Genomic DNA, 25765 nt, shown 5'->3' on the forward strand with positions numbered 1-25765 from the left:
AGGTGAAGTAGTTATTCCAAAAATGGGCAATAAAAAATCCGTACCTGGGAAAGGTACGGATTTTTTTTGTTTTTCCTGCAGATTAATTCCTGCGTTTATTGGATCGTTGAGAGCACATCGAGCAACATGGATTTGAACTTCGGCCGATCAATGGCTTCACAGACACGTACATTCGGCTCTTTGCCAAAACGTCCGTTAATATCAACCACACTGTATCCGCGTGTCAGCTCTCCTGCCGCTTCGACATCCACATAATACTGACCCGACTTGGTCATGACGGATTCATCTGCTGCAACAGCCATCAGCAACGTATCGGGATGAGTAGTACCATTCAGCTTATGTACCGACTTGTTGAACTGCATAACCACTTTGTTAATTGCGGTGAAGAAATCAGCACCCGATGTCCCCAAAGCCGCAATCTCTGCATGATCGTCATCGTCCATCACCGAATATTGCGTACACATCTCCCAACCAACCATTGTGATCGGAATGCCCGCATGCAGTACAATTTTCGCAGCTTCCGGGTCTACGTAGAAGTTATACTCCGCTGCCGGGGTGATATTGCCCAGTGCATTATTCGTTCCGCCCATGATGTACAGGTGAGCAATCTCCGGAATAATCGTAGGGTCTTTCTGAATCGCCATGGCAATATTGGTCAGCGGGGCAATTGCCAGCAGTTCAATTTCACCTGGATGTGCATGCACCTTCTCAATGATAAAATCAACCGCATGCCCGCTCTCAGGACGCTGCTCCGCCTTCGGGAAATGCGCGCCGCCCATGCCGTCATCGCCATGCACGTCTTCCACTGTACGGTGCTGAGCTTTACCGTAAGCCATTAGCGGTCGCTCGCATCCTTTATACACAGGCACCTTGCCGCCATGTCCAGCAACCTGTACCGTGTACAGGGCATTTTCAACCTCTTGGTCGAATTGTACGTTACCGCCCGTAATGGTGATGCCTTCCACCTGAAAGTGATGCAATGCCGTCAGGATCGCAATCGTATCGTCTCCTGCTGTATCTGTATCGATGATGACTCTTCTCATGATGCCGCGCCCCTTCTTCCGTTTATATAGTACATTCTATAAAACACTATGTCTTATTTTACATCAAAAATGTACCGATGACGATGGAAACGCCGATGATAATCGAACGCAGCAGCTGCGCTACCGCCATATTCCCTCGTGCAATTTCGTCGCAAACTCGCATTTTGGGCGTGAGGAAGTCAAATATAATATAGACCAGGCACAGCACAATAATTCCAAACGCCGACCACAGCAGCATATCCAACCACGAATGTGTCGAGAAAGATACCATGCCCACAATAATACACAGTCCTAGCAATTTGCTGCCCATGTACATGCCTGCCGCTTCGTTTCCTTTCGCAATCTCCTCACTATCGTTATACCGGGTCAATTTACTAAAAGCGAAATACCCACATACCAATACCACCAGCAAAATGCCTATACCCACCGCAACATTCAGCAAGTTCAATCCTAAGTTCTCCATTCCTTCTCCTCCTCATCATTCATCCGTTCACGAACCGCAGCCGCGCAATAATAGGCCATATCACCGGTTACTTTCTCCCCGACCCTGGGTAACAACCCAGCCAAACGCCCACCGATCACAAATACCCCTGTAAGCAGATAACCGCTGTACGCGCCATCTTCTGTCTCGATCACGACCTGCTCCATCGGGACCAGTTTCTGATAGATTTTGGGCTGGTTATTGTAGTAGGCCGCAATTTCTTCATCCTCGTCTTCTTGGAGTGAATCTGCCGCTCTCAAGGTTAGAGGAGAAGCCGACTTTTCCTCCAGCTCCGTAAGCCTCTGATGATCCAACTTCTGCTGTACTTCATTCCCATCCAGCAAAAGAGTTCCTCTGCCTTCGCGCCCCCAATAGCTTTTGGCTACATATGGCATGGCGTTCAGCTCGAAGGGTTCAGCCGAAAAATAGGTTGGCAGCAGATATTGGGAAATGATGTCCATCTCTGTATCATCAAAGAGGGTAAACCCGCAATATTCTGGGGTTTGCTCATTACGCTCGTAGAGCGACCAGATCGCCGCCATGAAACCTTTGCTCTGCATCAGCACATGCTGAACGGGGTTCATCAGGCCCAATCGTCCCTCCCGTACCAGATCAAGAAGCGCAGCCCCAATGTCCACCCCTGTTGTCTCATCCCGATCATCAACTAGATATTCCAGTGGATAGAGACGGTAGAGCAGATTAATCTCCCGACCTTTATGGTAAAGCGCCTCTCCCGGAACAATCTCCAGTTCCTCCAGCGGGGCATAACAGGCTTCGTATCCCGCTTCCCGGCAACGCTTCATCAGGTACTCGGTATTCGTTCGATCTTCAACATGTTCCCCAAAAGAAGTGAACGTCACGGGTCCCTGTAACCCCTGCGCTGCATAGAACTCCAGCCATATCCTGAAACATTCTCGAATACGTTCATCCATCTCGGCAGATGGCGCTGCTAGCGTAGCATCCTCGGCAAGACCGACCAGGATATTTTCCAGAGCAGCAGCTTCCGGTATCCCCGTAGGGGTGTCTGTATTATTTTCAATACACTTTGGCCCCGCTTCTCCAATAATCCAGTCCTGGCGGGTAATGCCTCCAGTCACCATCTCCATACGTGCCGCCGGAATAAGCCCAGGATGAATACCTAACTGATGCTCCAAGAAAGAATCCGGCATATATTGTTGGATAAATCGCATCACTTTACAGTAAATGCCGTCTACCGCCTCTGCTGCAGTACGCAGCTCTTCTACCTCCGAGGGAGAATAGACTGTTAATGCAGGCACACAATATTGCTTTCCATACATTCGATGATATGGAACCTGTTGTGCCGTTTCTCCCTGAAATACCTCTTCGTGACTTAATGGCAGTTGGATCACGTGCCTCATCCGGTTATCCTCCCGAACTGCGGAAGAAACTGCCGAAGCCGCTTGATTTGGACTTGGATTTGCTATAGGAGCTGTTGCTGTCCTTATTGCTTCGATACGACGACCCGCCATAGTAATAGTGCCCGCTGCTGGAATCATATTCACATCCGGTATCATACTCCGGGTCACATTCATCATTGTTGCTGCCGCAACCGGATAACACGGCAGGAACTGCCAGCATCAGGGAGAAAGCAACCAGCTTCGCTTTTGATCCGGGTTTCGATGCTTGCCCCCGCTCTTGCTCACTCATCACAGATCCACCTCTTTCATATAAAACAACACTTTCTTGCGATCCGCATCCAGCACGGAATACAGGAATTCATACGTCTTGCCATCCCGAACCATATAATGGTCAAGCAGCTGCTCGGCAAGCTCCATCGTATAGGTAGATGAAGCTGTGAGTTCCAACTCCTGAAATGAACTTCCATTCCACAACATATACTCTGCGCTGTACATGGAAGACATTTTGCACATCGCCAGCGCAGCATCCGCAATGGCTGCACCGTACTCGTCCGGCATCTGTTGGTCATACGCAGTTACATATACCGCATGTTCCCGCCCATCCTGGCATTCATTGGACAGATGCGCCCAGAGTTTATTTTTCACCAAGGTGGCATCCACCAGTTTGCGCATGAACAGTTCATCCCGTGTGACTGAAGTCTGTTCCAGCACCCCCGTCTCCGCCTGTCGATCATCTGACCAACTCCGATACGTCAATGAATAATAGATACCGATAACCTCCCTTTCTGTAAGCTCTTAGGTGAGCCGTTTCCATTCATACAAACGTATTTAACGCATGTGGAGGAAAAAAGTTACACTATTCACCATGACATGTAAAAATGAGAACAGGTTGTCGCCACGTTCTTGGATCAATAAAGCTTGAGAAAACTAGCAGATTCCGCGTTTGGTATGTTTTAACCCCGCTCCAAAAAGGCCGGAGAAGATTCCCCGACCTCGTTTGTTCAACCTTATGCTCATGCCATTCGGACCTATAACTCAGCCCACTGAGCCAATACATCATTATATTCAGCGGACAATTGCTCACGATCATGCCAGATTTGTTCCAGTTCAAGCGGATTGTTCTGCACCGTTTCCAGCTGTTGATCCAACACCTGAATCTGTGCCTCAAGACGAGCCAACGTCTGTTCCAGCTTCTCCGCAGACGGTTGGTTGCCATTGCCACTTCTATCGTTCGATGCAGTTGCTACCGAGGTAGCTTCTGGCTTCTTCCCTGATCGGATAGTCCCGCTCGACGCTGTGGTCATACCTGACTTCATCTCTGAATTGCCTTTTCCGCCGGATGGTACGGCGGCTCTCCCGGCTGTACTCTGACCTGTCGCCGCCGCACGAGCTTGCAATTCAAGCTTCTTCTCGCGATACGCCTCATAGTCTCCCAGATAAGCGTTCATCTGTCCGTCCTCCAGTTCCCAGACACGGGACGCCAGGCGATTGACGAAGTACCGATCATGTGAGATGGCAAGTACGGTACCTTCAAAATCAACCAACGACTCTTCCAGCGCTTCCCTGGATGCGATATCCAGATGGTTGGTCGGCTCATCAAGAAGCAGTACATTGGGTTTACGCTGCACCAGCAGAGCCAGCCGCAGGCGTGTCCATTCCCCGCCGGATAATTGCCCCACTGCGCGGAATACATCCGCGCCATAGAATAGATATCGTGCCAGAATTCCGCGTGCTTCCCCTTCCTCCACACCTGCTTCAAGTCGGAAGTATTCGAGTACATTCAGCTTCGGATTCGTAGGTTCCTCCTGTTGAGCCAGATACCCTACATCCACACGCGCCCCCCACTCCAGCTTGCCAGCATTGGGTTGCTCGTCACCAAGCAACAGCTTGAACAGGGTCGTCTTACCGGAGCCGTTCCGACCAATAAGAGCAATTTTGTCACCATATTCCAGCAGACCCGAAATCCCGCGTAGAATCACTCGCTCGCCATAACTCTTCTCCACTTGTTCAAGAACCACGACCCGTTTACCCGTTCGATCCGTAGGACGCACATCGAAATCGGCATTGCGCCGCTCCAATATGGGACGCTTCACCTGTTCCATCCGCTCCAGCGCTTTGCGCATGGAAGCGGCCCGCCGGAAGAACTTTTCATTGCCACCAACTCGGCCCCACTCCTCCAGTTGGCGGATCGTTTCCTTCATTTTTTTGATCACCTTCTGCTGCTCCTTGAACTCCTCAAATTGCTGCAACAGCCGCTGTTCTTTCACGGCCATATATTCCGTATAGCCCCCCGCTGCCGTTAACGCCTCACCATCCTCCAGCTCCAGCGTTCGATTCACCACCCGATCCAGAAAATAGCGATCATGCGAGATCAGGACAATGGTACCGGAGTATTCTCGTAAAAATCCTTCCAGCCACTCCACCCGCTCCAGATCAAGATGGTTCGTCGGCTCATCCAGCAATAACAGATCGGGTTTTACGATCAGCTGCGAGGCCAGCACCACCCGGGTCTGTTCCCCACCGGACAGTGAACCGAAGCGCCATTCATAATGCGTCTTGACAATATCCAGACCGTCCGCAACCTGATCGATTCGGGCATCCATTTCGTATCCACCCTCACGCTCAAACTGTTCTTGCAGTGCCGCATATCGTTTGAGCAGACGCTCCAATTGATTAGGGTCTGCTGCACATGCCGGATCGGACATCTGCTGCTCCATTTCCTTCATTTGCGTGCGACATATCATAAGCTCCTTGAATCCAAGGCTCAGCACATCCAGTACGGTATAGTCATCCAGCCCTTCTGGAACTTGTGCCACGTAACCGGTCCGTGTATCTTTTTTGATCATCAATTGCCCTTCATCCGGCTTGTTCATTCTTGCCATCAGGCGCATAAGTGTGGTCTTGCCGCTTCCGTTGCGGCCGATTAAGGCAACCTTGTCACCTTCCATAATTTCAAATGTAATGCCGTCCAGCACCAGATGTGCTCCGTGGTATTGAGTCAGTTGTTGCGCGCTAATCATCATCATAATAAGGTTCCTCCTATAGTTGGAAGATCCTGACCGCAACACAAAAAGAGCCGCAGGAGGTTAGCTCCGCGGCCCTTCAGAATTCAAGCAATATCGCTTATCGTCCGAATGAGGTCAAGGCAGGCATCTTCTCGCACATGTTAACTTCCGTATATTCATAATTGGACAGACTTCTCCCGTTGGTCAGAAAAGTATGAACAATGCCAGCCATAGCAATCGGCAGCTGGCTAATACGGTTGTTAAGCATCTCGTGATTCACCTGTCTTCACCTCCCTTGTCATAATTAATGTCAATATATCACAGACGAATGCATTCCTGCAACCATCCTTTGGCCCAATTCATCCTTACTCGACAATAGCTTTACTGCTCGATCTAGTTCCTGCCCCGTCGTCGAAGCATCACATCCCTGATCGCCACCGTAATAAGTGTTAACATTCCGGCAGTGCCGAGTGATACACCGAGCAACGCATATCCGATGCCATTCCAGCCGCCCATATCGATACTGATCATGATTACAACGGCACCACCGAGCAAGGCCACACATGGCAATATATATTGTACCCACGTCATTCGGCGTCCTTGTAACCGATAGATCAGCCATTCAATCAGCAGCTGCACCGCCCACATTCCCAATGTCCATAAGATCAGTACTTCCATAAGGTTCCCCTCCTGTTGCTGGATGGATCAAGCGCTTTATTACAGACATTACGTTACTTCAACCAATCGGAGAAAAAGTTCCTGTATCCTTCTTTCATCTTCGTGCGCGAAAAAGCACCAAAAGCATACTCCCGATTGTCTTCCGACACACTGCGCGGCGCTGCCGCAGCCATGTTCACCAGTTCAAACCAGTTGTCCTCGTTGCCTGCAAAGGCATGCGTGGATCGAATGTGACCGTAGCAAGCGTGTTCCGGCTTCACAACCATTTTGCCCATCGCCATCGCTTCGGTCAGCGGCATTGCAAACGTATCAAAGGCGGAACAGTTCCAATAGACCTTAGCGGAATTCATCAACGTAAATATCTCATCCTGTGTGAGCGCGAACTTCAGCTTCACGTTGGCAGGAATGTCGTACTTCTTCATGGTTTCCTTATAGCGAACACCGCCGAACACCATGTACACTTCCTTATCCGGGTTCTGCCGCGCATATTCCAGCACCAGATCCGGACGACGGTTTGCTTCATCCCGACCGATCCAGAGCACCCGATTATGCACGACCTGGCTCGGGTCATAGTGCCGGTTCGCCAGCTCTTCACTAAAGCCAATCGGGATGACGTTCACGTCATGTACGCCGAAGTTGCGGCCTAGTTCTGTTTTCAAAAACTCGGTCTGCACAATTGCTTTGTCCACCATCGTGTAAAATGGCTTCATCATCTCATATCCCGTCAGCGCGGGATCGGGGAAACTGTGCGGGAACAGTACACTCTTGGGTAGGAACATCTTCAAAAACGTAAACCCGGATACCGTGTAGATGACATGCTCTATATTTTGGCTATAAATCTGGTCCAGCACGATATCGTAGTTCACCAGGTCACCTTTCTCATGCTCATACCCCGGCAACCAGTCGTATCCGCTGACATGACGCTCCGGCGAGATGAACACAATCTCCACGCCCAGCTCCAGGCCGATCTGCTTCAGCCGATCCGCAAATACACGCGGCCCCTGTGCTTCTGTGAATTGAATTTTACGCATTACAAGTCCGACTTTACGCAAGCTTCTCACCCCTCATTTCTATTCCTCACGCATCTGCTTCATGCACTGTTCCAGCGTCGCTGTCGTCTCAAGCCACTGGTTATTCAGCTGTTCCTTCGGCCATACACATTCCTCACTTCTCAGGTCACCATCAATCAAACGCAGCATCCAGAGTGAGAATACAATAGCATAGGCGTTGTACCATCCTGCCAAAGAATCCCGTTCAATCTGCACGCCCAGGCTCTCTAGTTTGTCCAAATAAATGTCTATGACCCGCTCTCGCAAAGCAGGCGTAACCGTTCTGGGAAACAGCGGATGCGAGAGATCTACCAGATGGTACATGTCCCAGAGCGGCGTATTCAGATGGGCATGCTCCCAGTCCAAGACAACCAGCCTACCGTCAACTTCCGCCAGATTCCCGGGATGCAGATCTCCGTGACACAGAACGGTAGGAAGTTCTTCCTCTGCTGTGAGAATCAACATGGCAATCTTGTCCCAATCCGATGAAGACAACCGCATATCCAGCGTAGACAACAGGTCATCCACAGATTGTCTGTGCATCTGCAACTCATCCAACATGGTGCGAATAGACGGTTTCTGGCCCACGCGAGGCAACTCGCTCCATTCCGTAACAGGCAACGCATGCCACATTGCCATATGCACCGCTGTGTTCAGCATTGTCACTTCTTGCGAATCATGTACCAGTTGCCCCAGATCCTCATAGATCATCCAGCTCTGTGCCGGTGCAATGGTAGGGTCCGACGTTGCAACAAGCTGCGGATAGATGGGGGGTAGACCAGACATCACACGCTCGTACATCCATCGTTCTCGTCCGTGCTGTGCGGGATTCGTCAGCGGTTTAAAAATATAACTTTTACCGGTAGGAACAGTAAATCGCTCCACATATCGTCCGTTCATTCCTTTATACAACTGTTCGCGGCTTGTTATATGGTGATCATCCAGCATTCCTTCGGGTGTCACCCAGCTATATGCATCCATCTCATCTTTCACGCAATCCACCATCCGTTTCGTTCTTCCTGCTGCTCCGATGTTGATTTCTATTCATCATACGTTGCCTCTCTCAAGCCTGCAAGCTTTGTTCGTAAGCGCTTATTCCGTGTTTCCAATTAGAGTTTCAAAATTGCTTGTTGCATTTTAGTTAGTAACCACTTACTATACGAATATGAAGAACAAACCTCATGTGGATAGTAAAAAGAAAGATATTTTACAAGCGGCGATGCGCTTGTTTGCAACCAAAGGCGTTGACGGCATATCCGTCAAAGAGATCGGTGACGCCGCCGGAGTAACCGATGCGGCGATCTACAAACATTTTAAAAACAAAGATGCCGTTGCCCTGGAAGCCTTCACTCAATACTGCGCGGACTATACTTCACTGATTGACGGGTATGTTCGACAGGAAGGTCCCGTGTTGAAACGCTTCAAGCAACTGATTACCGAGGTTCTTCACCTGCACGATGAAGATCCCTACGGACTGCTGTTGATCTCACAGAATCATGAAATATTCATTGAAGCCGGCAGCAGTGAGGACTACCGTCAGCCATTGGATGCGTTAATGGATCTGATCGATCAGGGAATGATGCGGGGCGAACTGCCTCAGCAGGATTCACGGCTCACAGCCGTTCTGGTGATCGGTGCGATTACACGTATGGCCGTCTCGAGTATGCAAGGTGAATTGCCAGAGTTGTTGGTACCTTACACCGGGGAAACCGTCCACCGACTATCATTGATGTTGGGGCAAGTACCTCAGGAGTAGAATTGGAGAGGGGCAACCCTTCTGACCTCGCAGAACACCGGGTTCAGAGCTGCACGATATAAAAACAGAGTCTGTCTTCAACATACCATCAGGATATACCGATGGATTACCGGGTCATACGTGACCTTTTCTTTTTGCACATGAGGTTAGTGTTCATTAACTAAAATAGTCAGGACGTGTCGTCATCATGAAGAAAATATTAATCATCCAAGGCAATCCCGTTTCCCCAAGTTACAATGGCTCAATCGCCGAAGCTTACCGTAAAGGTGCGGTGCAGGCTGGTGCCGAGGTTCGCATGATCACCCTGAACGAACTGGAATTCAACATGAATTTAGAGGGAGGTTATCGTAATAAACTGCCGCTTGAACCGGACTTGTTAGAAGCACAAGAGGCGATTAAATGGGCCGAGCATCTCGTATGGGTATTCCCGATTTGGTGGGGAGGACCGCCTGCCCTGCTGAAAGGTTTCGTCGACCGGATCTTTATGCCAGGTTATGCCTTTAAGTATCAAAAAGGAAAACCTTTCCCGGATCAACTGCTCAAAGGCCGCACCGCTCGCATGATCACCACGATGGATGGTCCTAGCTGGTACTTCAAATGGTTCCAAGGTGAGCCCGCACACAAAATGATGAAAATCTCCACCTTTGCGCTGACAGGCATCAAACCTGTGCGGATAACAACTATAGGTCAAGTCGGTAAGAAGTCCGATGAACAGAGAAAGAATTGGCTGGATAAGATTGAGCTACTTGGGCGGAAGATGGGGTAAAAGATTTCTGCAAGGAATCCTCATCGGAAGTATAGGTTTCTTTCCAGATGTCCACCTTATATAAGTTAAATCAAAAATCTGGGGATACGTGTAATTCAAAGGTAGTTCTGTACTCCGAGTGGCGGAAGTGTAATTGTAGTTTAACTTGTATCAGAAAGCAGGAAATGTGCCTATTCCCAGGTACAAAAAAGGGTTGTCCCCTACGTCTTGTTCAAGGCGTAGGGGACAACCCTTTTAGCATTCATTTTCATTATGGTCTAACGAATCTTACACACGTTAATAGCTCCATTTCCGACAAGTCTGCGGTTTAACGAATCGTAGAAGCGTTATACTCCCCATCTGTATGTGCTTTCGCAGGTTTTGGCAGGTTTGCATCGAAATAACTTCACTGAGGTTCGTTACATTTTGCATTCCGCGCTAAATCGCCATTTAACGCTCACTGGGTTCGTTAGCGACTTCGTAGCCGTCATGCAATGGAGCAACCATGGTACGCAACTCCAACGAATAGCCATCTACAACCATACAAGCAACCACTACCCAAACGAAATACGACCAGACGGATGCTCAGGCAAAATGGACGATACCAACTGCTGCACAGCCGGATGATCCGACTGCATGACCGAATTCCCGGCATCAGCGCTATAGACCAGCTTCCCCTGATCCATCACGGCAATGCGGTCACAGATCGTCATGGCGGCCCGGATATCATGCGTGATAAAGAGATACGACAACCCATAAGATGCTCTGAGCTCTGCCAGCAAAGATAGGATTTGTGTCTGGTGCACCATATCCAGGCTGCTGATCGATTCGTCCAGTACGATTAACTTTGGCTTGAGCGCGATGGCTCGTGCGATGTTGACCCGCTGTAATTGGCCACCGCTGAACTGGTGCGGAAGCTTGCTCCCATCCTCTGGTGTAAGTCCGACCTGCTCAAGCAGTTGTCCAACCACACGAAGTTGTTCTTTTGCCGACAATCGCTCGTAATTATCCAGCGGCTCACCGATGATCTGCGCGGCAGTCATAAGCGGATTCACAGCCGAATAACAGTCCTGGAACACGACTTGCAGATCACGTCGTAATCCCTTAAGCACGGGTTTGCTGGATCGATAGATATCCTGACCTTGAAATAAAACCTGACCCTGTCTGGGCTTCTCCAGACCAAGAATGATTTTGCCCAAGGTGCTTTTACCTGCCCCGCTCGTACCCAACAGTCCCAGACAAACACCCTTTTCAATCGTAAGTGAGATGTCTGCCAGCACAGGAGGACGTGCTCCCGAACGATCTAGCCAATTGCGTTTGCCATAGCTATGGCTCACTTCACGTACCTGAAGCATCAGGTCATTCTCCTCTCTTGTACTTGGCAGAAGCAATCTCCGAAGAAGACGAAATTACACATCACCATGTCCATTCCACCCCTACACTGCCCGCTCAAAATACAGTTCATACCTGCTCTACACATACACTCACTGAACGATTCAATTCACCTGTAATCACTATCGTCCCAAAGACATACTGGGTCTGGCATTTAACAACATCCGGGTATACTCATGCTGCGGGTGATCGAACAGCTGGTATACATCTGCCTGCTCTACAATTCGACCCTTCTGCATAACCGCGACTTCATCTGCCATTTGCGAGATCACACCCAGATCGTGGGAGATGAGCAAGATGGATGTGCCGTATTCGGTACGTAGTCGATCCAATTCCTGAAGCACCTTCAACTGATTCACAACATCCAGTGCCGTCGTTGGTTCGTCAGCAATAACCAGGGCGGGGCGCAGGCACATCGATATCGCGATCATCACCCGCTGCAACATGCCGCCACTCAGTTGGAAGGGATATCGCTTCATCAGCTTGGCCGGCTCGGGCAGGTTCATATCTGCCAAGGCAGCAATGGCCCGCTCTCGGGCCGCGGCTTTGGACATTCCCGTATGCGTACGCAAAGTTTCAATGAATTGAGATCCAATCGTATATACGGGTGTAAAAGCATTCATCGGATTCTGCATAATAAATCCGATGTCCTTGCCACGGATGCGCCGCATCTCCTCGCCAGACAACGAGCCAAGCTCCCGTCCATTCAGACGGATGCTGCCCGATACCTCCATCCTGCGCGGATCAAGCAGATGGAGCAATGCGTTACAAGTAACGGTCTTACCGCTGCCACTCTCGCCGACCAGACCGAAGACACGACCTTTTTTCAATTCGAAATCAATGGGCGCAAGTAACGGGACGGAACCCTCGGCTGTTCTAAGATTCACTTGCAGACCTCGAACTTCGAGTACTTTCGTTGCATCATCCACCGTTACGTTCACCTCCGTGTGAGTTTGGTTCCGAATCAACTACCGTTTTGCAATGCCATAACGCTCGGATAATGCTTCACCCAAGATGTTGAACGTAATGACGACCAGCAGAATCAATGCACCCGGGTAGATCATTAACTCCGGATGACTGCGAATATAACCCGTTCCTTCATGAATCATGGCGCCCCACTCTGCATTGGGTGGTTGAATGCCAAGCCCCAGGAAGGACAGTGCGGATATATCCATAATCGCCCAGCCCATCTCTAACGTGCCCATGACAACAATGGGACGCTGCACGTTGGGGATGATATGTTTACGAATAATCGTCCACGAGGAAGAGCCGCTAATCCGCGCCGCTGCGATGAAGTTCCTTTCCTTCAGACTCACGACCATATTCCGGCAGATGCGTGCATAATGCACCCACTGTACCATCATGAGTGCTAGGAGCACCTGCATCAGACCTGGACCAAAAATCCCCACAATACCAAGCACTAGCACCAGATTCGGAAATGCCATAATGCCTTCACACAAGCGCATTAGCAGACTGTCCACCCAGCCACCAAGATAACCGGAGATTGAACCTACAATGACACCTATAAGCAATGAAGACAGAAAGATCAGGGTAGCAAAGCCGAGCGATACCCGCGCTCCATATATCAGTCTGGTGAGATTGTCGCGTCCCAGATGATCCGTTCCGAGCCAATGCTCAAGCGATGGACTCGACAGCTTCTGCAACAGATTCACCTTCACCGGGTCATGAGGGGCAATCCATGGAGCAAGTATAGCAATCCCGAAGAAAAGCAATATGATCACCGAGCAGATCTGGATGGCTCTCTGTCCTTTAAATACCGCACGCCATTTGTTTATCAATGTTCTGCCCGTCCTTTCGCCGAAATCCGTGGGTCCATATAGAGCTGCACCAGATCAACGAGCAGATTGCATACGATGAACAGGCATGCCGCGAGGAAGACATAACATTGAATCACGGGAATATCCCGGTTAAATATCGCATCAACAAAATATCGTCCGAACCCCGGCCAGGAGAACACCTGCTCTACAATAATCGTGCCTGTGAGCAGCTTGCCCATACTCATCCCCATCCCCGTAATGAGGGGGGATATAGCGATCTTCAGGACATGCTTGAGCATAATGACTCGTTCGCGAATTCCACGTGTTCTCGCGTACTGTACATACGTTTCCTGCAATTGCTCCAGTACACTGGAACGCAACAATCGGGTGTAGACCGCAATAAGAATCAAGGAGAGTGTAATCGTAGGCAGAACCAGATTCTCCCACGATCCACGCCCCTCCACAGGCAGCCAGTCCAGCTTCACCGAGAAAAAGAAAATCAGCAGATAACCGAGCCAGAATTGCGGAATAGATGCTCCAATATAGGAAATGGCCCGGCTGACCATATCAATCCAGCTATTCTTATACACCGCTGCTAGGACTCCCAAAGGAATACTCACCAAGGCCGATAACAATATACTCCAAAAGGCCAGTTCAGCCGTAGCCGGAAGCCTTAATTTCACTTCATCCCATACGGGTTTATTGGTGAGATACGAGGTGCCGAAGTCAAGCTTGGCAATCTTCTGAATTGTATGCGCATATTGGGTTAACAAGGGCTGATCCAGACCGAATTCATGCCGTTTTTGCGCAAGCAGCTCCGGTGTTGGATAGATATGAGCTGCTGTCAGATAAGCCTCGGCCGGATCAACTGGTGAGATATGAATAAGTGCAAAGGTAACAAGTGTAGCGATAAAAACGATAGGAATGATCGCGATCATTCGTTTACCAATATAGCCGATCACCAAACGTTCCTCCCTTTCATCAAGCTACATGGCCTTACCAAGGACCATCCACTTCCCTAATTAAAGTATTTACTATTTATTGATTGCCCAGTTCAATGCCGACAAACGGATTCTCATCACGGTTCGCCGGGAAAATAAAGTTGGAGATTTTCTTCTGATATACAGCCGTTTTCTTAATGTAAGAGATCGGTACGATCGCCGATTGCTCCTGAAGAGTTTTCAGGATGGAGCCATATAACTCCTGGCGTTTCGTCTCGTCTGTAGATGAAAGGGCTGCATGCACCTGATCGTCCAGTTCCTTTTTCATCGGCAACGCACTCAGGGTCTCGGAAATCCCGAATCCAGGGCTCGCTACAACGTTAATGAAAGAATGGGGATCATACGGCGCGCCATAGTTATACCAGAAATACAGGTCGAAGTCATTGGCTTTCAGACGTTTGATCTGAACCGTCAGTTCCAGTCCAGTGAGGTTTACTTTAACCCCCAGCTCGCTCCACTCAGCCTGAATGGTCTCCACCATCGCTTTCTGAATCGGGTCCGTTTTGTCAAAAATCATTTCGAAATCAAGCTGCTGTCCGTCTTTCTCACGAACCGTACCACCAGCCGGCAGCTTCCAGCCCGCTTCATCCAGTAATGCTTTGGATTTCTCCACGTCATACGTGATCGGTTCCAGGTCTACATTGGTGTACGGATAGTTTTTGGACAATACGGTGTCGGCTGGTTCTTCCAAACCGGAAGTGACCCCCTCAACCATCGCCTGTTTGTTAAACCCTTGCTGGAGCGCCATCCGCACTCTGACATCGGACAGCTTGGGATTGGAAGAGTTCAGCAGCAGACTGCGTGTGCCCACCGGATCAGACAATTGCGTCACATATTCATCGTTGTCACGAAGCTGTTGGAATGCATCCAGACTGATCACACCTTCCCCGTAGATCAGGTCGAGATCGCCTTTTTCAAATGCAAGGACACGGGTTTCACCGTCAGGAATGATTTTGACCGTAATCTGATCTACCTTCGGTGCTGTTCCCCAATAATTCGGATTGCGTTTGAAAACAGCATATTCGTCCTGCTTGTAATCAGCCAGCATCCACGGGCCCGTTCCAACTGGCTCTTTGATGCCTTGGGAAGTATCTCCGTTATCCGGGAATCCAGCTTCACCCAGGAAGCGGAAAGGACGAACCACCGACAAATCCTGAAGAACAGGATAATACGGCTCTGTAAGTGTCAGTCGGAAAGTCTGGTCGTCCACAACCTCCGTCTTGTCGAGCACGCCTACAATGCCCAGCCAGCTATGTGTATCTTTATTTTTCATTACAGCATCAAAGTTCTTTTTCACAATCTCAGCATTAAATGGCGTACCATCTGAGAATTTCACACCTTGGCGAAGCTTGAATGTATATACTTTGCCGTCATCGGAGATGGTCCATGATTCTGCCAGCGCAGGTTCCAGTTTTCCGTCCTTCTGGTAACTGATCAATGGCTCATAGAGCATGGATTGGGCAAATAATTGCGAAGGATTGTACGTATGCGGATTCATTGTACCGATATCACGCGGCCATGACATCGTAATCGACTTCGTAGATGTTTGATCCGAGGCAGCAGATGAGGACTCATCTCCACTTCCTGTATTGCTGCAGCCCACGATAACCAATAGCAACAACAGCATCGTTGCCAGTGTGAGAGCCGAAGATTTGCGATGTTGTACAGACATGGATGTTGAACCCCTTTTCTCTATTTTATGATAATGATTATCATATTCATCCATTAAGAATAGGCAGGAGTCCTTCTTTTGTCAACAAAATTCGACATTATATGTATCCCTATTAAATATGCCAAAAAAGCCCTTCCTGTGGGAGGAAGAGCCACTTGACCTGAATATGCCCTCATATATAGGAATAAGCTTGCCTTTACGAGTTATTCCTTGCTCACAGCACGAATATCATCAAAGATAACGTGCCCGAAACAGGTTGGGTTGAATCCACCGCATAGTATAGATGGAGAACTCCTGAATGATGATCTACATCTAAAGATCCAAAAATGCCTGTAACGTTCGATCGGATAAACCCGGAATGTACTCGTGCCCGTACTCGTGATAGACCACTAACTCTTTTTCCGAACGAATCCGGTTGTATGTTGCAAACTGGGTGGATGGCGGGCAGATGGTGTCTGCAAGTCCGGTAACAAACAAAACCTTGGCCTGAATCCGTTCAGCCAGATTGGAGATATCGATGTATCCCAGCTTGTTGAAAATAGCATCCTCCCGCTCATGATTTGGATCAAATAACCGGAAGTAATACACCAGTTCCTCATAGGCAGAGGTTGAGGCACCCAGTTCCCAGGCTTGTCTGTAATCTGATAAAAAAGGATATACCGGCACCGCCAGCTTCACGCGTGGTTCAAGTGAAGCACACGCCGTGGCTAACGCCCCACCCTGTGAACAGCCGTAGACACCCACCCGCTCCGCATCAACATGTGGCATTGACATCAGAATGCGTACGGTCTGTACCGTATCGAGGAAAACATTACGGAAATATAACTTATTGGGGTCAGGGTCATCGATGCCCCGAATGATATGTCCCCGCAGAGTTGTCCCCTTAACTTGCAGGTTATCCTCGGAAAGGCCTCCCTGTCCACGGCAATCCAATGCCAGCACGGTGATGCCATGAGCTGCATATGTAATCTTGTCGAACCAGTCGCCGCTATCACCGGAATATCCATGAAACATGGCCATTGCTTGGCCCTTGTCATCAATAGATGCTGCTATAGGCCGAACCAGCTTACCATGTATACGTGCGCCTCCCACACCCGGGAAATAAAGATGGAAGCATTCTGCAAGCGGCGATGTGAAAGCCGCTGGAATCAATTCATATTCAAGCGATTGCGCATCAAGCTCCGCGAGGGCCAGGCTCCAATAAGCATCGAAATCTTCCGGTTTCGGACTGCTTCCGCTGTATTTTTTCAACTGTTCCAATGACATGTCGCCCATGGGATTCACTCCTGTCTGCATGCACACAACACGTCTCTTCGTGAGTCATGTTCATCTCGTATTTTAAATTGATACCAAAAGAGACGCATATGAGGATATCACTAAAGGTTCATCTTCACATACGCCTTCTTGCTTCTCGTTTAAACTTCTACAATGATGCCCTCATAGAACCGACGAATAACCTTCTCCGCTGGCTTACCAAATACTCCATATCCGTCATCCATCAGCGCATCCTTCTCTGCGTACAACTGTGCGCTCCAGTCCCATAGGCCGAATCCGCGCACCCAGTCACGCTGACCAACATGCCGGAACATGGCTTCATAGAAACGTTCCTGTTCCTCCGCGCTCACTTCGCCTTCCAGTCCCCAATCGTTCGGTACATGAGCTGATCCGCTGCGGCTAGGACAACCGGCTTCCGCAAAGAAAAAGGGTTTGCCATAGGGAGCAACTTCCTGCTCAATACGATCGAGCTGTGCCTCCCAATCTCCAATGGGGTAATAACCGCTGGATGAGATTACATCCACAGCATCCCACCACTTCACATGGGCTTCCTGATATTTGTCCGTGTTGTATGACACCAGTCCAGTGTACACTTCACGCACGCCAGCGATCACCTCGCGCCACTCCTGATCCCGACGCTCGGATTGCACCATCTCACAGCCCACGATAAACATCTCACACTTTTCCTGCTCTGCAATGGCTGCATAATGCTTCTGAAATGCCGTGTAGCTGCGGAACCAATCCTTCCACTTCGGTTCACAAGGCACATCGATATCAAAAAAGTTAATATGTGCACGCCATGTGCCATCGGTGCAGTTGACGGTTGGTTTCAGAATGACACGCAGCCCGAGTGCCCGGGCATAACGCATCATATCGACCAGTTCATCATCATCCACCAGATGGTCACCCCGATATTTGACCTCTACCGCCTGCGGATGATCCTGATGTGCCGCCAGTGCAAAAATAACATGCGAACTGCCTGTACGTTCAGCCATCAGGCGCAAGGACTCCTTCGCTTCCGGCTTGCGGAAGTCTCCCCTGCCACTCATCCAGCCAAATGTAAATCCTTTGATATATTCCATGTGCAATACTCCCCTGTGTCCCATTCACTTCATTTAAAAAACAGTCGAATATATTCACTTCCACTACGATTGCAGTACCATCTTCCGATCGCCGTTATCCCCAGATTTCTGTAAATCCCTTTTATACAAGGGAGAAATCCGGGGATAAATGCGACCACTTCGCTTCTTCAGATTGGTTCTGCACTTTCACTTCAATTACAACTTGCCTTCCTCGTGATCTCCTGCAATGACTTCGTCCGTCTCGATCACATAGTTCACGATTTCTTCGATGGTCGTATAAGCCACACCGACATAGGTGTCGGCAGCACCGTAATAGATGGCGATACGCCCGGTATCGGCATCATGCAGTGTTGCACACGGGAAGATGACGTTATCCACGAAGCCTTGCTCTTCATACCATTTTTCCGGGGTCAGCACAAAGTTGGAGGAACGATATTTCACTTTGGACGGCTCATCCAGATCCAGGATAACCGCCCCCATGCTATAGACGAAACCGTTGCACGTTCCAGTTACGCCATGGTAGAACATCAGCCAGCCTTCGGACGTTTCGATCGGAGCAGGCCCGCCGCCAATTTTTACCGATTGCCACCAGCCTTGACCGCCTTTGCTCATGACATGACGATGTTTGCCCCAGTACACGAGATCCGGGCTTTCGCTCAGGAAGATATCCCCGAATGGCGTATGTCCACTGTCACTTGGTCTGGACAACATCACATAGTTATCGTTGATTTTGCGCGGGAACAACACACCATTCCGGTTGAACGGCAGCATCGGATTTTCGAGACGGACAAACGTTTTGAAGTCATCCGTCTTCGCCAGTCCTAATGCAGCGCCGTAGAAGTCCGTACACCAGATGATGTAATATGTATCCTCCACTTTGACCAGACGTGGGTCGTAAGCATAGTTCGGCATAAACGGATCGCCATTTTCATCGACAAAGGCAATGCGTTCCTCTTCAATCGTCCACTCCAGACCGTCCTCACTCGCTCCCATGTGAAGATGCGGACGTCCATTAACGGTTTCAGCGCGGAATACCCCAATGAATTTCCCTTCATAAGGTACAACGGCACTGTTGAAGATACGGGCAACGCCTTTAACCGGGTTACGCGGAACTACCGGATTCGCCGAATGTCTCCATACCGGCCCTTCTGTTCCCTCCGGTTTGGCTTCCCACGGCATATTCGGCAAAGCATCCCCCACAATGTGTACGTTTTTCTTTTCAGCAACTGACATTTTCATTTCTCCCTTCGGTTAGGCTTTTATGAAATGAACATTTTAAATTTACACAAGGCCACTTTGATGACAGAACAACCTTCCGATCGCCATTATCTCCAGATTTTTTGATCCCTTAACAAAGGGGAAAATCCAGTTATAGCGTATGCTTACGAAGTGAGCTTTCTTTCAGAAATCTTTTAGCGAACACTCCGTTTCTCCTGCTTTTTTCTGTCCTCTTCGTTCCTGTGCATTCTCATTGCATTTCATAAAACCTTTCGTCGTTTCATTCATTTAACAGAGCCTTGTGCGAAGCCGTTATAGATGTACTTCTGTAACAGCAGGAAGATGATCATCGTTGGTATAATGGCGATCATGATGCCGGCACTGATGACCTCCCACTGCGATCCGAACGGTCCCTTGAATTTGAACAAGGCAGTGGATATGACCTGTAGATCGGTCTTCGGCATGTACAGAAACGGTGTGTAGAAGTCGTTATAAATGTTAACGCCCTTCACGATAATGACCGTTACAATGGCCGGTTTCAGCAATGGCAAGATGATTTTCCAGTAGATCGTGAAGTACGAAGCACCGTCCAGCATGGCGGATTCATCCAATGCACTGGAGATGGAGCCCAGAAATTGCAGGAAGATATACACCGCGATGATATCTGTACCCAAGTACATCACGATGGCTGCCCAGCGTGTGTTGAACAGGTCGAGCGCGTTGATGATCTGGAATGTGGCAACCTGCGTTGTCACACTGGGGATCAGGGTAGCGAGCAGGAATGCGGCGACCATGATCTTTTTGCCTTTGAATTTGAACCGATCCAACACATACGCAATCATGGAACCCGTTAAGGTTGCACCGATAATGGAAATGACCAGGATAATAATTGTATTTTTGAAACCGACCAGCATGTTGCCGTCCACAAATGCCTTCGCATAGTTCGCAAAGTTCAGCCAGTTGGCCGGTGGGGCAAGCGGGCTGCTGGTGGCGTATTCCGCATTGGTTTTGAGGGATGCAAACAGGATCACCACGATAGGTAACAGTGCAATAAACGCCGCAATAATCAAGGAAGCATATTTAACTACGCTCGCAAGGGTGTATTTGAATTGTGTCACGTTCATTCCTCCCCTTTCATGGTGACGCGCTGCACGAGCGTAACGAGAATAACGATTAAGAGCAGCACGACTGCCATGGCAGATGCCAGTCCTAGCTTGCCATATTTAAACGCCAAGTGAACCGTTTGGATGACAAATGTCATACTGCCGTTGGAACCATCGGTCATGATATATGGAATATCGAACGCACTAATTGCGCCGCTAATGGCCAAGATCAGGTTAAGCTGCAGGATGCGCGTAATACTCGGCAGAATGATATGGCGGAATTGCTGCCAGCGATTGGCGCCGTCAATATCCGAAGCTTCATATACATCCTTCGGGATGGAGGAGATTGCACCCAGAAAGATAATAAAGTTGAAGCCCATGTATCTCCATACCGATGCGCCTGCAAGGGACACATTGATGATATTCGGATTACCGAGCCAAAGCTGCGTGTATTGTCCAAGCCCTACAGCATGCATGAGCATATCGAGTGTGCCGTCCGGTTTGAAGAAAAAGAGGAAGATAAAACCGATAGCTACCCCATTCAGCAAATAAGGGAAGAACAATATGCCTTTGAAGAAGTTTTTGCCTCGGACTTTGAAACTCAGAATTGTGGCAAAGTAAAGCGCCAAGCCCATCTGCACAAACGTAGCTGCGAAGTAGTACAAACTGACAATAAATACTTTGAAGTATTCCGGATCACTGAAGATGCGTGTATAGTTCTCAAACCCAACATAATCGAATCTTTTGCTGTATCCATTCCAATCGGTGAAACTGTATTTGAACATGTTGATGACCGGTAAGTATGCAAACGTGAACAGCAACGCCAGCGGAATAATTGAGAAGGCACAGATGATAAATATGCGTTGCGCTGAGTAACCCCAATTCGAAACCTTTAAGTACTTCATGCTCTCCACACCTCCAAGCGGTTGACCCGCCTATATATCGAAAGACTCCCGTTCAGGAGAATTGGGCTGAACAACTGCCGGGGAAGGCATCCGGCACCATAACTTCAGACACCATTTGCCCCCATACAACATGGATTTTCACCCATGCTCCCGTAGTCTGTTCACCACCTGACCACTTACGTTAATCCCATTATTTTGTGAGTTCTGCTCGTGCTTTTACCCACTTGTCATTCAGGTCCTTCATGATGTCGTCATAGGATTCCTTGCGGTTACCAATACCTGCTTCGATAATGCGTTTCTTAAAGTCAGGCTGCCAGAGGCCGATTTCGCCTTCGTTATCAATCTTGTCAACGAGACCTTCCTGACCTTCTTTGGCAGGGGTGAGCGTGGAGAATTTCACATCTTTATATTGATCCAAAATCGGTGGCAATTCCGCGTTTTTGTCTGCATCCATACCGCCGCCCTGTTCAACTGCATAGTTTGACTTCGCCAAGAACCAGTCAATCCAGGCTTTAGCAGCAGGTTTGTTCTCGCTGTTCACGTTCATCCCGATGTTATAGTCTGCGGAGAGTGGTACCACAACATCACTTGCATTGGTTGGGAAAGGAAGAAATCCAATGTCGTCCGGCGTATCTGTCATCCCTTGAATCTGTGTGATGGCCCAAGAGCCAAGTGCCATTGTGGCAATTTTGCCTTTGGCCAGATCCGCTTTGGAACTTTCCCAGTCGGTTGTCGTTGGATCTTTCTCAATCAGACCATTTTTGGCTGCATCATAGAGCACTTTGTACAGTTCATAGTGCGGCTGACCAGGCACAAAGTTATCATCTGTGTTCGGTTGGTCCACGTTCACATAATCTACGCTACCCGCAACGGTTGGCAGATCCGCTTCCCATTGAGTAAGCGCCCAGCCGGATGCATAGTTGGTATACAAAGGAATTGCATCGGTGTTATCTTTCACCAATTGAAGCGCTGCCTGGAATTGCTCAGGCGTCTTAGGCACTTCATTGATACCGGCATCCTTGAATACCTGTTTGTTATAGATGATTCCTGAGAACGTAATAACGGTTGGTATACCATACACTTGACCGTCTACCATACGTTCTTCAATGGCCGTGTATTTGTCTTTTAATTCATCATAAGTGCCGAGCGGCTCGAAGAAGTCAGGGATATCCGCGATTGGAACACTGGTCGGAATCATCAATACGTCACCATAATCCTTGGTGCTCATACGGATCTTCACTTGTCCTTCATAGTCAGCCAGCGCTTGGAAGTTTACTTTGACATCCGGGTATTCCTTATTGAACTCGGCCGCGTAGTCTTTGAACACAGTATCCACAATATCTGTCCGTTGTGTAAGGACGGTAATTTCACCCTTAATATCTGCCGGATCTGTACTGATCTCCTCCCCTGCCTGCGAAGATCCACCTCCGGATGAACATGCAGCAAGTAGTGAAGTGATGAGCAGCATCGTCAGCAACATCATCCAACCTTTGTTTTTTCTCAATTGTTTCGACCCCTCTCTTAATTTAATTAAGTTATCGTTAAGGTTACAAAATGAATTCTATTATGGTAACGCTTACCTGTCAATTGATTTATTTATAACCTAACAAGAAAAATTGCGAGGTAATTCGTTGACATCTGTTTTTCAGAGCACTAATATTATTTTATAAAGTTACCGTTAACTTAATAAATTGGATTGATGCACTATTTTGAAGGAGCGCTCACTTATGAATACAAAAACATCCCAACTCCAATCTGAGATCAAGGAGCATTGGGAAAAGCAGATTTTACCCTTCTGGTCCAACCTAAAAGATACATCCCACGGTGGGTTCTACGGTTGGGTGGGCAATGATCTTCAGGTGAATCAACAGGCCCCGAAAGGCGGGATCGCCACGGCACGGCAACTCTGGTCTTTTGCAGCGGCGTATCGGGTTACCGGGCAGGAGATCTGGCGGGACCACGCCGAACACGCATACCGTTTTCTCGCCGACCATGTGATGGATACCGAACATGGTGGGATGTACTGGATGGTAGATTACACAGGGGAAGCGCTGGACACGAGCAAACATGTGTATACGCAATCCTTCGGCGTGTACTCACTCAGTGAGTACTATCGCGCTACCGGGGATGCTTCTGCATTGGAACTTGCGAAAACGCTTTTTGCTCTCATTGAGGACAAAGGTCTGGATGCCGAACTGCTTGCGTACAAGGAACAATTTGATCGTACATGGAAGGAACAGCCCAATGAAATGCTGAGCGAAAACGGGGTGATTGCGGATTACACCATGAATACGCATATCCATGTGTTAGAGGCCTACACCACACTCTATCGCGTGTGGCCAGATCAGCAAGTGAAGGCGGCGCTGGAACGCCTGCTCGGCATTCTATATGAACGGGTGTATGACCAAGACACCACGTTTCTCGGGGTATTTTTCAACAAACAGTGGGAGTCCATCATTGATCTGCGCTCGTTCGGACATGACATTGAAGCCAGCTGGCTGATCGACGAAGCACTGAAAGTTCTGGGGATGGAACAACATCCGGAGTATGCGGCGATGGTAACGGATATTGCCTATAACATCTCCAATGTGGCCGTAAATGCCGATGGTTCCCTGCTCAATGAACAAGAAGGTGAACATATCGATGAGAAGCGAATCTGGTGGGTTCAGGCGGAGGCGATGGTCGGTTTCTATAACGCGTATCAGCGCACAGGTGATCCACTGTTTCTGGAGAGAGTGGAACGGCTGTGGAACTACACGAAGGAGAACATCATTGATCAGCGTGCTGGCGGAGAATGGTACTGGTCGGTGGACGGGAACGGAACACCGGATCAGAGCGAAATTGCCGGACCGTGGAAATGCCCGTATCACAACAGCAGATTCTGTATTGAACTAATCGAGAGGATGGGATCAGAATGATACACCCGAAATACAAGGAGTTACTGGAGGAACAGGAGCAGTTGCTTGCCCGCCCCAATGAGATCAACTCTTCCTTCTACAATGGCGTATATGATCGGTATCAATATCCGGTCATCACTCGCCATCATGTACCGCTGCATTGGAGATTCGATCTGGATGAGACGACGAACCCGCATTTTATGGAACGCCTGGGCATTAACGCAACGCTGAATCCGGGAGCCATCTATTTCAATGGCAAATACATCATGGTCATTCGTACGGAAGGATTGGATCGTAAATCGATCTTTGCGCTTGCGGAGAGTGACAATGGAATTGACGGGTTCCGTTTCACGGGTAAACCACTGGTCTGGGATGATATCGATGCCGATGAAACGAATCAGTATGATATGCGCCTCGTTCAACATGAAGATGGCTGGATCTACGGCATCTATTGTTCGGAACGCAAAGATCCGGAGGCTCCTGCATTTGATACATCCAGCGCAGTGGCACAGGCAGGACTGGTTCGGACACGAGATCTCACAAACTGGGAACGGTTGCCCAACATCACAACGAATTCCCCTCAACAGCGCAATGTCGTACTGCACCCGGAATTCGTGGATGGAAAGTATGCCTTCTACACCCGTCCACAGGACGGATTCATCTCGACTGGCAGCGGCGGCGGTATCGCCTTTGGTCTATGTGAGGATATCTTGAACCCGGTCATTCATGAAGAGACGGTTATTGATGAACGGCAGTATCATACGGTTTACGAAGTCAAAAACGGCCAAGGCCCTGCTCCGCTCAAGACGGATCGTGGCTGGATTCACATTGCTCACGGGGTTCGGAACACCGCAGCAGGACTGCGCTATGTGTTGTACACTTTCGCAACGGATCTGAATGATCCGACGCGTATGATTGCCAAGCCGGGCGGCCACTTCATTGCCCCTTATGACGACGAACGTGTAGGCGATGTGTCCAATGTTATTTTCTGCAACGGTGCCGTAGTCAATGAGAAGCAAGAAGTCTTTATCTATTACGCATCCAGTGATACCCGCTGTCATGTGGCAACTACCACTCTGGAGAAATTGGTTGATTACACGTTCAACACACCGGCCGATCCATATCGTTCCCTGGACTGTGCCAGCCAGCGGGGTCAGCTGATTGAACAGAATGAGAAGCTTTTACAGAAACAATTAACGTAACATCGGTAGAGCGTCCTCTCAGGGAAACCTGCAATGTGCTGAAAATTAGCGAAGCAACAGCCAGAATGGCTTTATTCCAAGTGGGTAACGATGTATACTGATAT

The 25765-nt window shown here is 49.0% G+C and carries 25 protein-coding genes; 4 read left to right on the forward strand and 21 right to left on the reverse strand.

Going from position 1 to position 25765, the window contains the following annotated elements:
* Positions 1–95: 95 nt before the first annotated feature.
* The 10 genes from MKX40_RS29160 to MKX40_RS29205 all read right to left on the reverse strand — a co-directional run bounded on the left by MKX40_RS29160 (position 96) and on the right by MKX40_RS29205 (position 8640).
* Positions 96–1043, reverse strand: coding sequence for a nucleoside hydrolase (locus MKX40_RS29160; protein WP_339238607.1), 948 nt, complete (start codon positions 1041–1043; stop codon positions 96–98).
* A gap of 58 nt (positions 1044–1101) precedes the next feature.
* Positions 1102–1506 carry a DUF350 domain-containing protein gene (locus MKX40_RS29165; RefSeq protein WP_339238609.1) on the reverse strand — a complete coding sequence of 135 codons (405 nt, stop codon included), beginning with the start codon at positions 1504–1506 and terminating at the stop codon, positions 1102–1104.
* Positions 1494–2903: a glutathionylspermidine synthase family protein gene (locus MKX40_RS29170; RefSeq protein ID WP_339238611.1), complete on the reverse strand. Its 1410-nt coding sequence runs from the start codon at positions 2901–2903 to the stop codon at positions 1494–1496. Before MKX40_RS29170 ends, MKX40_RS29165 begins: the two co-directional genes overlap by 13 nt.
* Positions 2904–2907: 4 nt before the next feature.
* Positions 2908–3192: a hypothetical protein gene (locus tag MKX40_RS29175; protein WP_192135170.1), complete on the reverse strand. Its 285-nt coding sequence runs from the start codon at positions 3190–3192 to the stop codon at positions 2908–2910.
* Positions 3192–3614 carry a hypothetical protein gene (locus MKX40_RS29180; RefSeq protein WP_339238614.1) on the reverse strand — a complete coding sequence of 141 codons (423 nt, stop codon included), beginning with the start codon at positions 3612–3614 and terminating at the stop codon, positions 3192–3194. The genes MKX40_RS29175 and MKX40_RS29180 overlap by 1 nt, the downstream gene beginning before the upstream one ends.
* Positions 3615–3931: 317 nt before the next feature.
* Positions 3932–5929 (reverse strand): ABC-F family ATP-binding cassette domain-containing protein, encoded by a 1998-nt coding sequence (locus MKX40_RS29185; protein ID WP_339238615.1) that lies wholly within the window; start codon positions 5927–5929, stop codon positions 3932–3934.
* A 97-nt stretch (positions 5930–6026) separates the two neighbouring features.
* Complete coding sequence (locus MKX40_RS29190) at positions 6027–6188, reverse strand: hypothetical protein (RefSeq protein ID WP_339238616.1); 162 nt, start codon at positions 6186–6188, stop codon at positions 6027–6029.
* Positions 6189–6301: 113 nt separating this feature from the next.
* A complete protein-coding gene (locus MKX40_RS29195; RefSeq protein WP_145149676.1) occupies positions 6302–6586 on the reverse strand; it encodes a hypothetical protein in 285 nt (94 codons plus the stop codon).
* A gap of 53 nt (positions 6587–6639) precedes the next feature.
* Complete coding sequence (locus MKX40_RS29200; protein WP_339238617.1) at positions 6640–7638, reverse strand: glycosyltransferase; 999 nt, start codon at positions 7636–7638, stop codon at positions 6640–6642.
* Positions 7639–7656: 18 nt separating this feature from the next.
* Complete coding sequence (locus tag MKX40_RS29205) at positions 7657–8640, reverse strand: aminoglycoside phosphotransferase family protein (protein WP_339238618.1); 984 nt, start codon at positions 8638–8640, stop codon at positions 7657–7659.
* A gap of 160 nt (positions 8641–8800) precedes the next feature.
* Here MKX40_RS29205 and MKX40_RS29210 point away from each other — a divergent pair, with 160 nt between their 5' ends.
* Positions 8801–9391 carry a TetR/AcrR family transcriptional regulator gene (locus tag MKX40_RS29210; RefSeq protein ID WP_339238619.1) on the forward strand — a complete coding sequence of 197 codons (591 nt, stop codon included), beginning with the start codon at positions 8801–8803 and terminating at the stop codon, positions 9389–9391.
* A gap of 184 nt (positions 9392–9575) precedes the next feature.
* Positions 9576–10157 carry an NAD(P)H-dependent oxidoreductase gene (locus MKX40_RS29215; RefSeq protein WP_339243239.1) on the forward strand — a complete coding sequence of 194 codons (582 nt, stop codon included), beginning with the start codon at positions 9576–9578 and terminating at the stop codon, positions 10155–10157.
* A 533-nt stretch (positions 10158–10690) separates the two neighbouring features.
* Here MKX40_RS29215 and nikE read toward each other — a convergent pair.
* The 11 genes from nikE to MKX40_RS29270 all read right to left on the reverse strand — a co-directional run bounded on the left by nikE (position 10691) and on the right by MKX40_RS29270 (position 23066).
* On the reverse strand, positions 10691–11491 hold the full coding sequence (gene nikE / locus MKX40_RS29220; protein ID WP_339238620.1) for a nickel import ATP-binding protein NikE: 801 nt from the start codon (positions 11489–11491) through the stop codon (positions 10691–10693).
* A gap of 159 nt (positions 11492–11650) precedes the next feature.
* Entirely contained in the window at positions 11651–12457 is an 807-nt protein-coding gene (gene nikD, locus MKX40_RS29225; protein ID WP_339238621.1) for a nickel import ATP-binding protein NikD, read from the reverse strand.
* A 39-nt stretch (positions 12458–12496) separates the two neighbouring features.
* On the reverse strand, positions 12497–13327 hold the full coding sequence (gene nikC, locus MKX40_RS29230) for a nickel ABC transporter permease subunit NikC (RefSeq protein ID WP_339238622.1): 831 nt from the start codon (positions 13325–13327) through the stop codon (positions 12497–12499).
* On the reverse strand, positions 13324–14268 hold the full coding sequence (gene nikB, locus MKX40_RS29235) for a nickel ABC transporter permease subunit NikB (RefSeq protein ID WP_339238623.1): 945 nt from the start codon (positions 14266–14268) through the stop codon (positions 13324–13326). The genes nikC and nikB overlap by 4 nt, the downstream gene beginning before the upstream one ends.
* Before the next feature lie 76 nt (positions 14269–14344).
* Positions 14345–15979: a nickel ABC transporter substrate-binding protein gene (nikA, locus tag MKX40_RS29240; RefSeq protein ID WP_339238624.1), complete on the reverse strand. Its 1635-nt coding sequence runs from the start codon at positions 15977–15979 to the stop codon at positions 14345–14347.
* A 312-nt stretch (positions 15980–16291) separates the two neighbouring features.
* Positions 16292–17254, reverse strand: coding sequence for an alpha/beta fold hydrolase (locus MKX40_RS29245; protein ID WP_339238625.1), 963 nt, complete (start codon positions 17252–17254; stop codon positions 16292–16294).
* Between the two features lie 140 nt (positions 17255–17394).
* Positions 17395–18336, reverse strand: a complete 942-nt coding sequence (locus tag MKX40_RS29250; protein ID WP_339238626.1) for a 1,4-beta-xylanase — start codon at positions 18334–18336, stop codon at positions 17395–17397.
* A 195-nt stretch (positions 18337–18531) separates the two neighbouring features.
* Positions 18532–19569, reverse strand: coding sequence for a glycoside hydrolase family 130 protein (locus MKX40_RS29255; protein WP_339238627.1), 1038 nt, complete (start codon positions 19567–19569; stop codon positions 18532–18534).
* 269 nt (positions 19570–19838) lie between these two features.
* Positions 19839–20678: a carbohydrate ABC transporter permease gene (locus MKX40_RS29260; RefSeq protein ID WP_339238628.1), complete on the reverse strand. Its 840-nt coding sequence runs from the start codon at positions 20676–20678 to the stop codon at positions 19839–19841.
* Positions 20675–21562 carry a sugar ABC transporter permease gene (locus tag MKX40_RS29265; RefSeq protein WP_339238629.1) on the reverse strand — a complete coding sequence of 296 codons (888 nt, stop codon included), beginning with the start codon at positions 21560–21562 and terminating at the stop codon, positions 20675–20677. The genes MKX40_RS29260 and MKX40_RS29265 overlap by 4 nt, the downstream gene beginning before the upstream one ends.
* Before the next feature lie 190 nt (positions 21563–21752).
* Complete coding sequence (locus tag MKX40_RS29270) at positions 21753–23066, reverse strand: extracellular solute-binding protein (RefSeq protein ID WP_339238630.1); 1314 nt, start codon at positions 23064–23066, stop codon at positions 21753–21755.
* Between the two features lie 223 nt (positions 23067–23289).
* Between MKX40_RS29270 and MKX40_RS29275 the strand changes: the two genes are divergently transcribed.
* Both MKX40_RS29275 and MKX40_RS29280 read left to right on the forward strand, forming a co-directional pair.
* Positions 23290–24480 (forward strand): AGE family epimerase/isomerase, encoded by a 1191-nt coding sequence (locus tag MKX40_RS29275; protein WP_339238631.1) that lies wholly within the window; start codon positions 23290–23292, stop codon positions 24478–24480.
* Positions 24477–25661, forward strand: coding sequence for a glycosidase (locus tag MKX40_RS29280; RefSeq protein WP_339238632.1), 1185 nt, complete (start codon positions 24477–24479; stop codon positions 25659–25661). Before MKX40_RS29275 ends, MKX40_RS29280 begins: the two co-directional genes overlap by 4 nt.
* Positions 25662–25765 lie beyond the last annotated feature (104 nt).

This window comes from Paenibacillus sp. FSL R5-0517 (assembly GCF_037974355.1).
Lineage (GTDB): Bacteria > Bacillota > Bacilli > Paenibacillales > Paenibacillaceae > Paenibacillus.

What these genes read in the sequence shown, in the direction of transcription:
- MKX40_RS29160 (WP_339238607.1), bottom strand. Translation starts at nt 1,043, where the DNA reads ATGAGAAGAGTCATCATCGATACAGATACAGCAGGAGACGATACGATT.
- MKX40_RS29165 (WP_339238609.1), bottom strand. Translation starts at nt 1,506, where the DNA reads ATGGAGAACTTAGGATTGAACTTGCTGAATGTTGCGGTGGGTATAGGC.
- MKX40_RS29170 (WP_339238611.1), bottom strand. Translation starts at nt 2,903, where the DNA reads ATGAGGCACGTGATCCAACTGCCATTAAGTCACGAAGAGGTATTTCAG.
- MKX40_RS29175 (WP_192135170.1), bottom strand. Translation starts at nt 3,192, where the DNA reads ATGAGTGAGCAAGAGCGGGGGCAAGCATCGAAACCCGGATCAAAAGCG.
- MKX40_RS29185 (WP_339238615.1), bottom strand. Translation starts at nt 5,929, where the DNA reads ATGATGATGATTAGCGCGCAACAACTGACTCAATACCACGGAGCACAT.
- MKX40_RS29195 (WP_145149676.1), bottom strand. Translation starts at nt 6,586, where the DNA reads ATGGAAGTACTGATCTTATGGACATTGGGAATGTGGGCGGTGCAGCTG.
- MKX40_RS29205 (WP_339238618.1), bottom strand. Translation starts at nt 8,640, where the DNA reads ATGGTGGATTGCGTGAAAGATGAGATGGATGCATATAGCTGGGTGACA.
- MKX40_RS29210 (WP_339238619.1), top strand. Translation starts at nt 8,801, where the DNA reads ATGAAGAACAAACCTCATGTGGATAGTAAAAAGAAAGATATTTTACAA.
- nikE (WP_339238620.1), bottom strand. Translation starts at nt 11,491, where the DNA reads ATGCTTCAGGTACGTGAAGTGAGCCATAGCTATGGCAAACGCAATTGG.
- nikA (WP_339238624.1), bottom strand. Translation starts at nt 15,979, where the DNA reads ATGTCTGTACAACATCGCAAATCTTCGGCTCTCACACTGGCAACGATG.
- MKX40_RS29245 (WP_339238625.1), bottom strand. Translation starts at nt 17,254, where the DNA reads ATGGGCGACATGTCATTGGAACAGTTGAAAAAATACAGCGGAAGCAGT.
- MKX40_RS29250 (WP_339238626.1), bottom strand. Translation starts at nt 18,336, where the DNA reads ATGGAATATATCAAAGGATTTACATTTGGCTGGATGAGTGGCAGGGGA.
- MKX40_RS29255 (WP_339238627.1), bottom strand. Translation starts at nt 19,569, where the DNA reads ATGTCAGTTGCTGAAAAGAAAAACGTACACATTGTGGGGGATGCTTTG.
- MKX40_RS29260 (WP_339238628.1), bottom strand. Translation starts at nt 20,678, where the DNA reads ATGAACGTGACACAATTCAAATACACCCTTGCGAGCGTAGTTAAATAT.
- MKX40_RS29265 (WP_339238629.1), bottom strand. Translation starts at nt 21,562, where the DNA reads ATGAAGTACTTAAAGGTTTCGAATTGGGGTTACTCAGCGCAACGCATA.
- MKX40_RS29275 (WP_339238631.1), top strand. Translation starts at nt 23,290, where the DNA reads ATGAATACAAAAACATCCCAACTCCAATCTGAGATCAAGGAGCATTGG.
- MKX40_RS29280 (WP_339238632.1), top strand. Translation starts at nt 24,477, where the DNA reads ATGATACACCCGAAATACAAGGAGTTACTGGAGGAACAGGAGCAGTTG.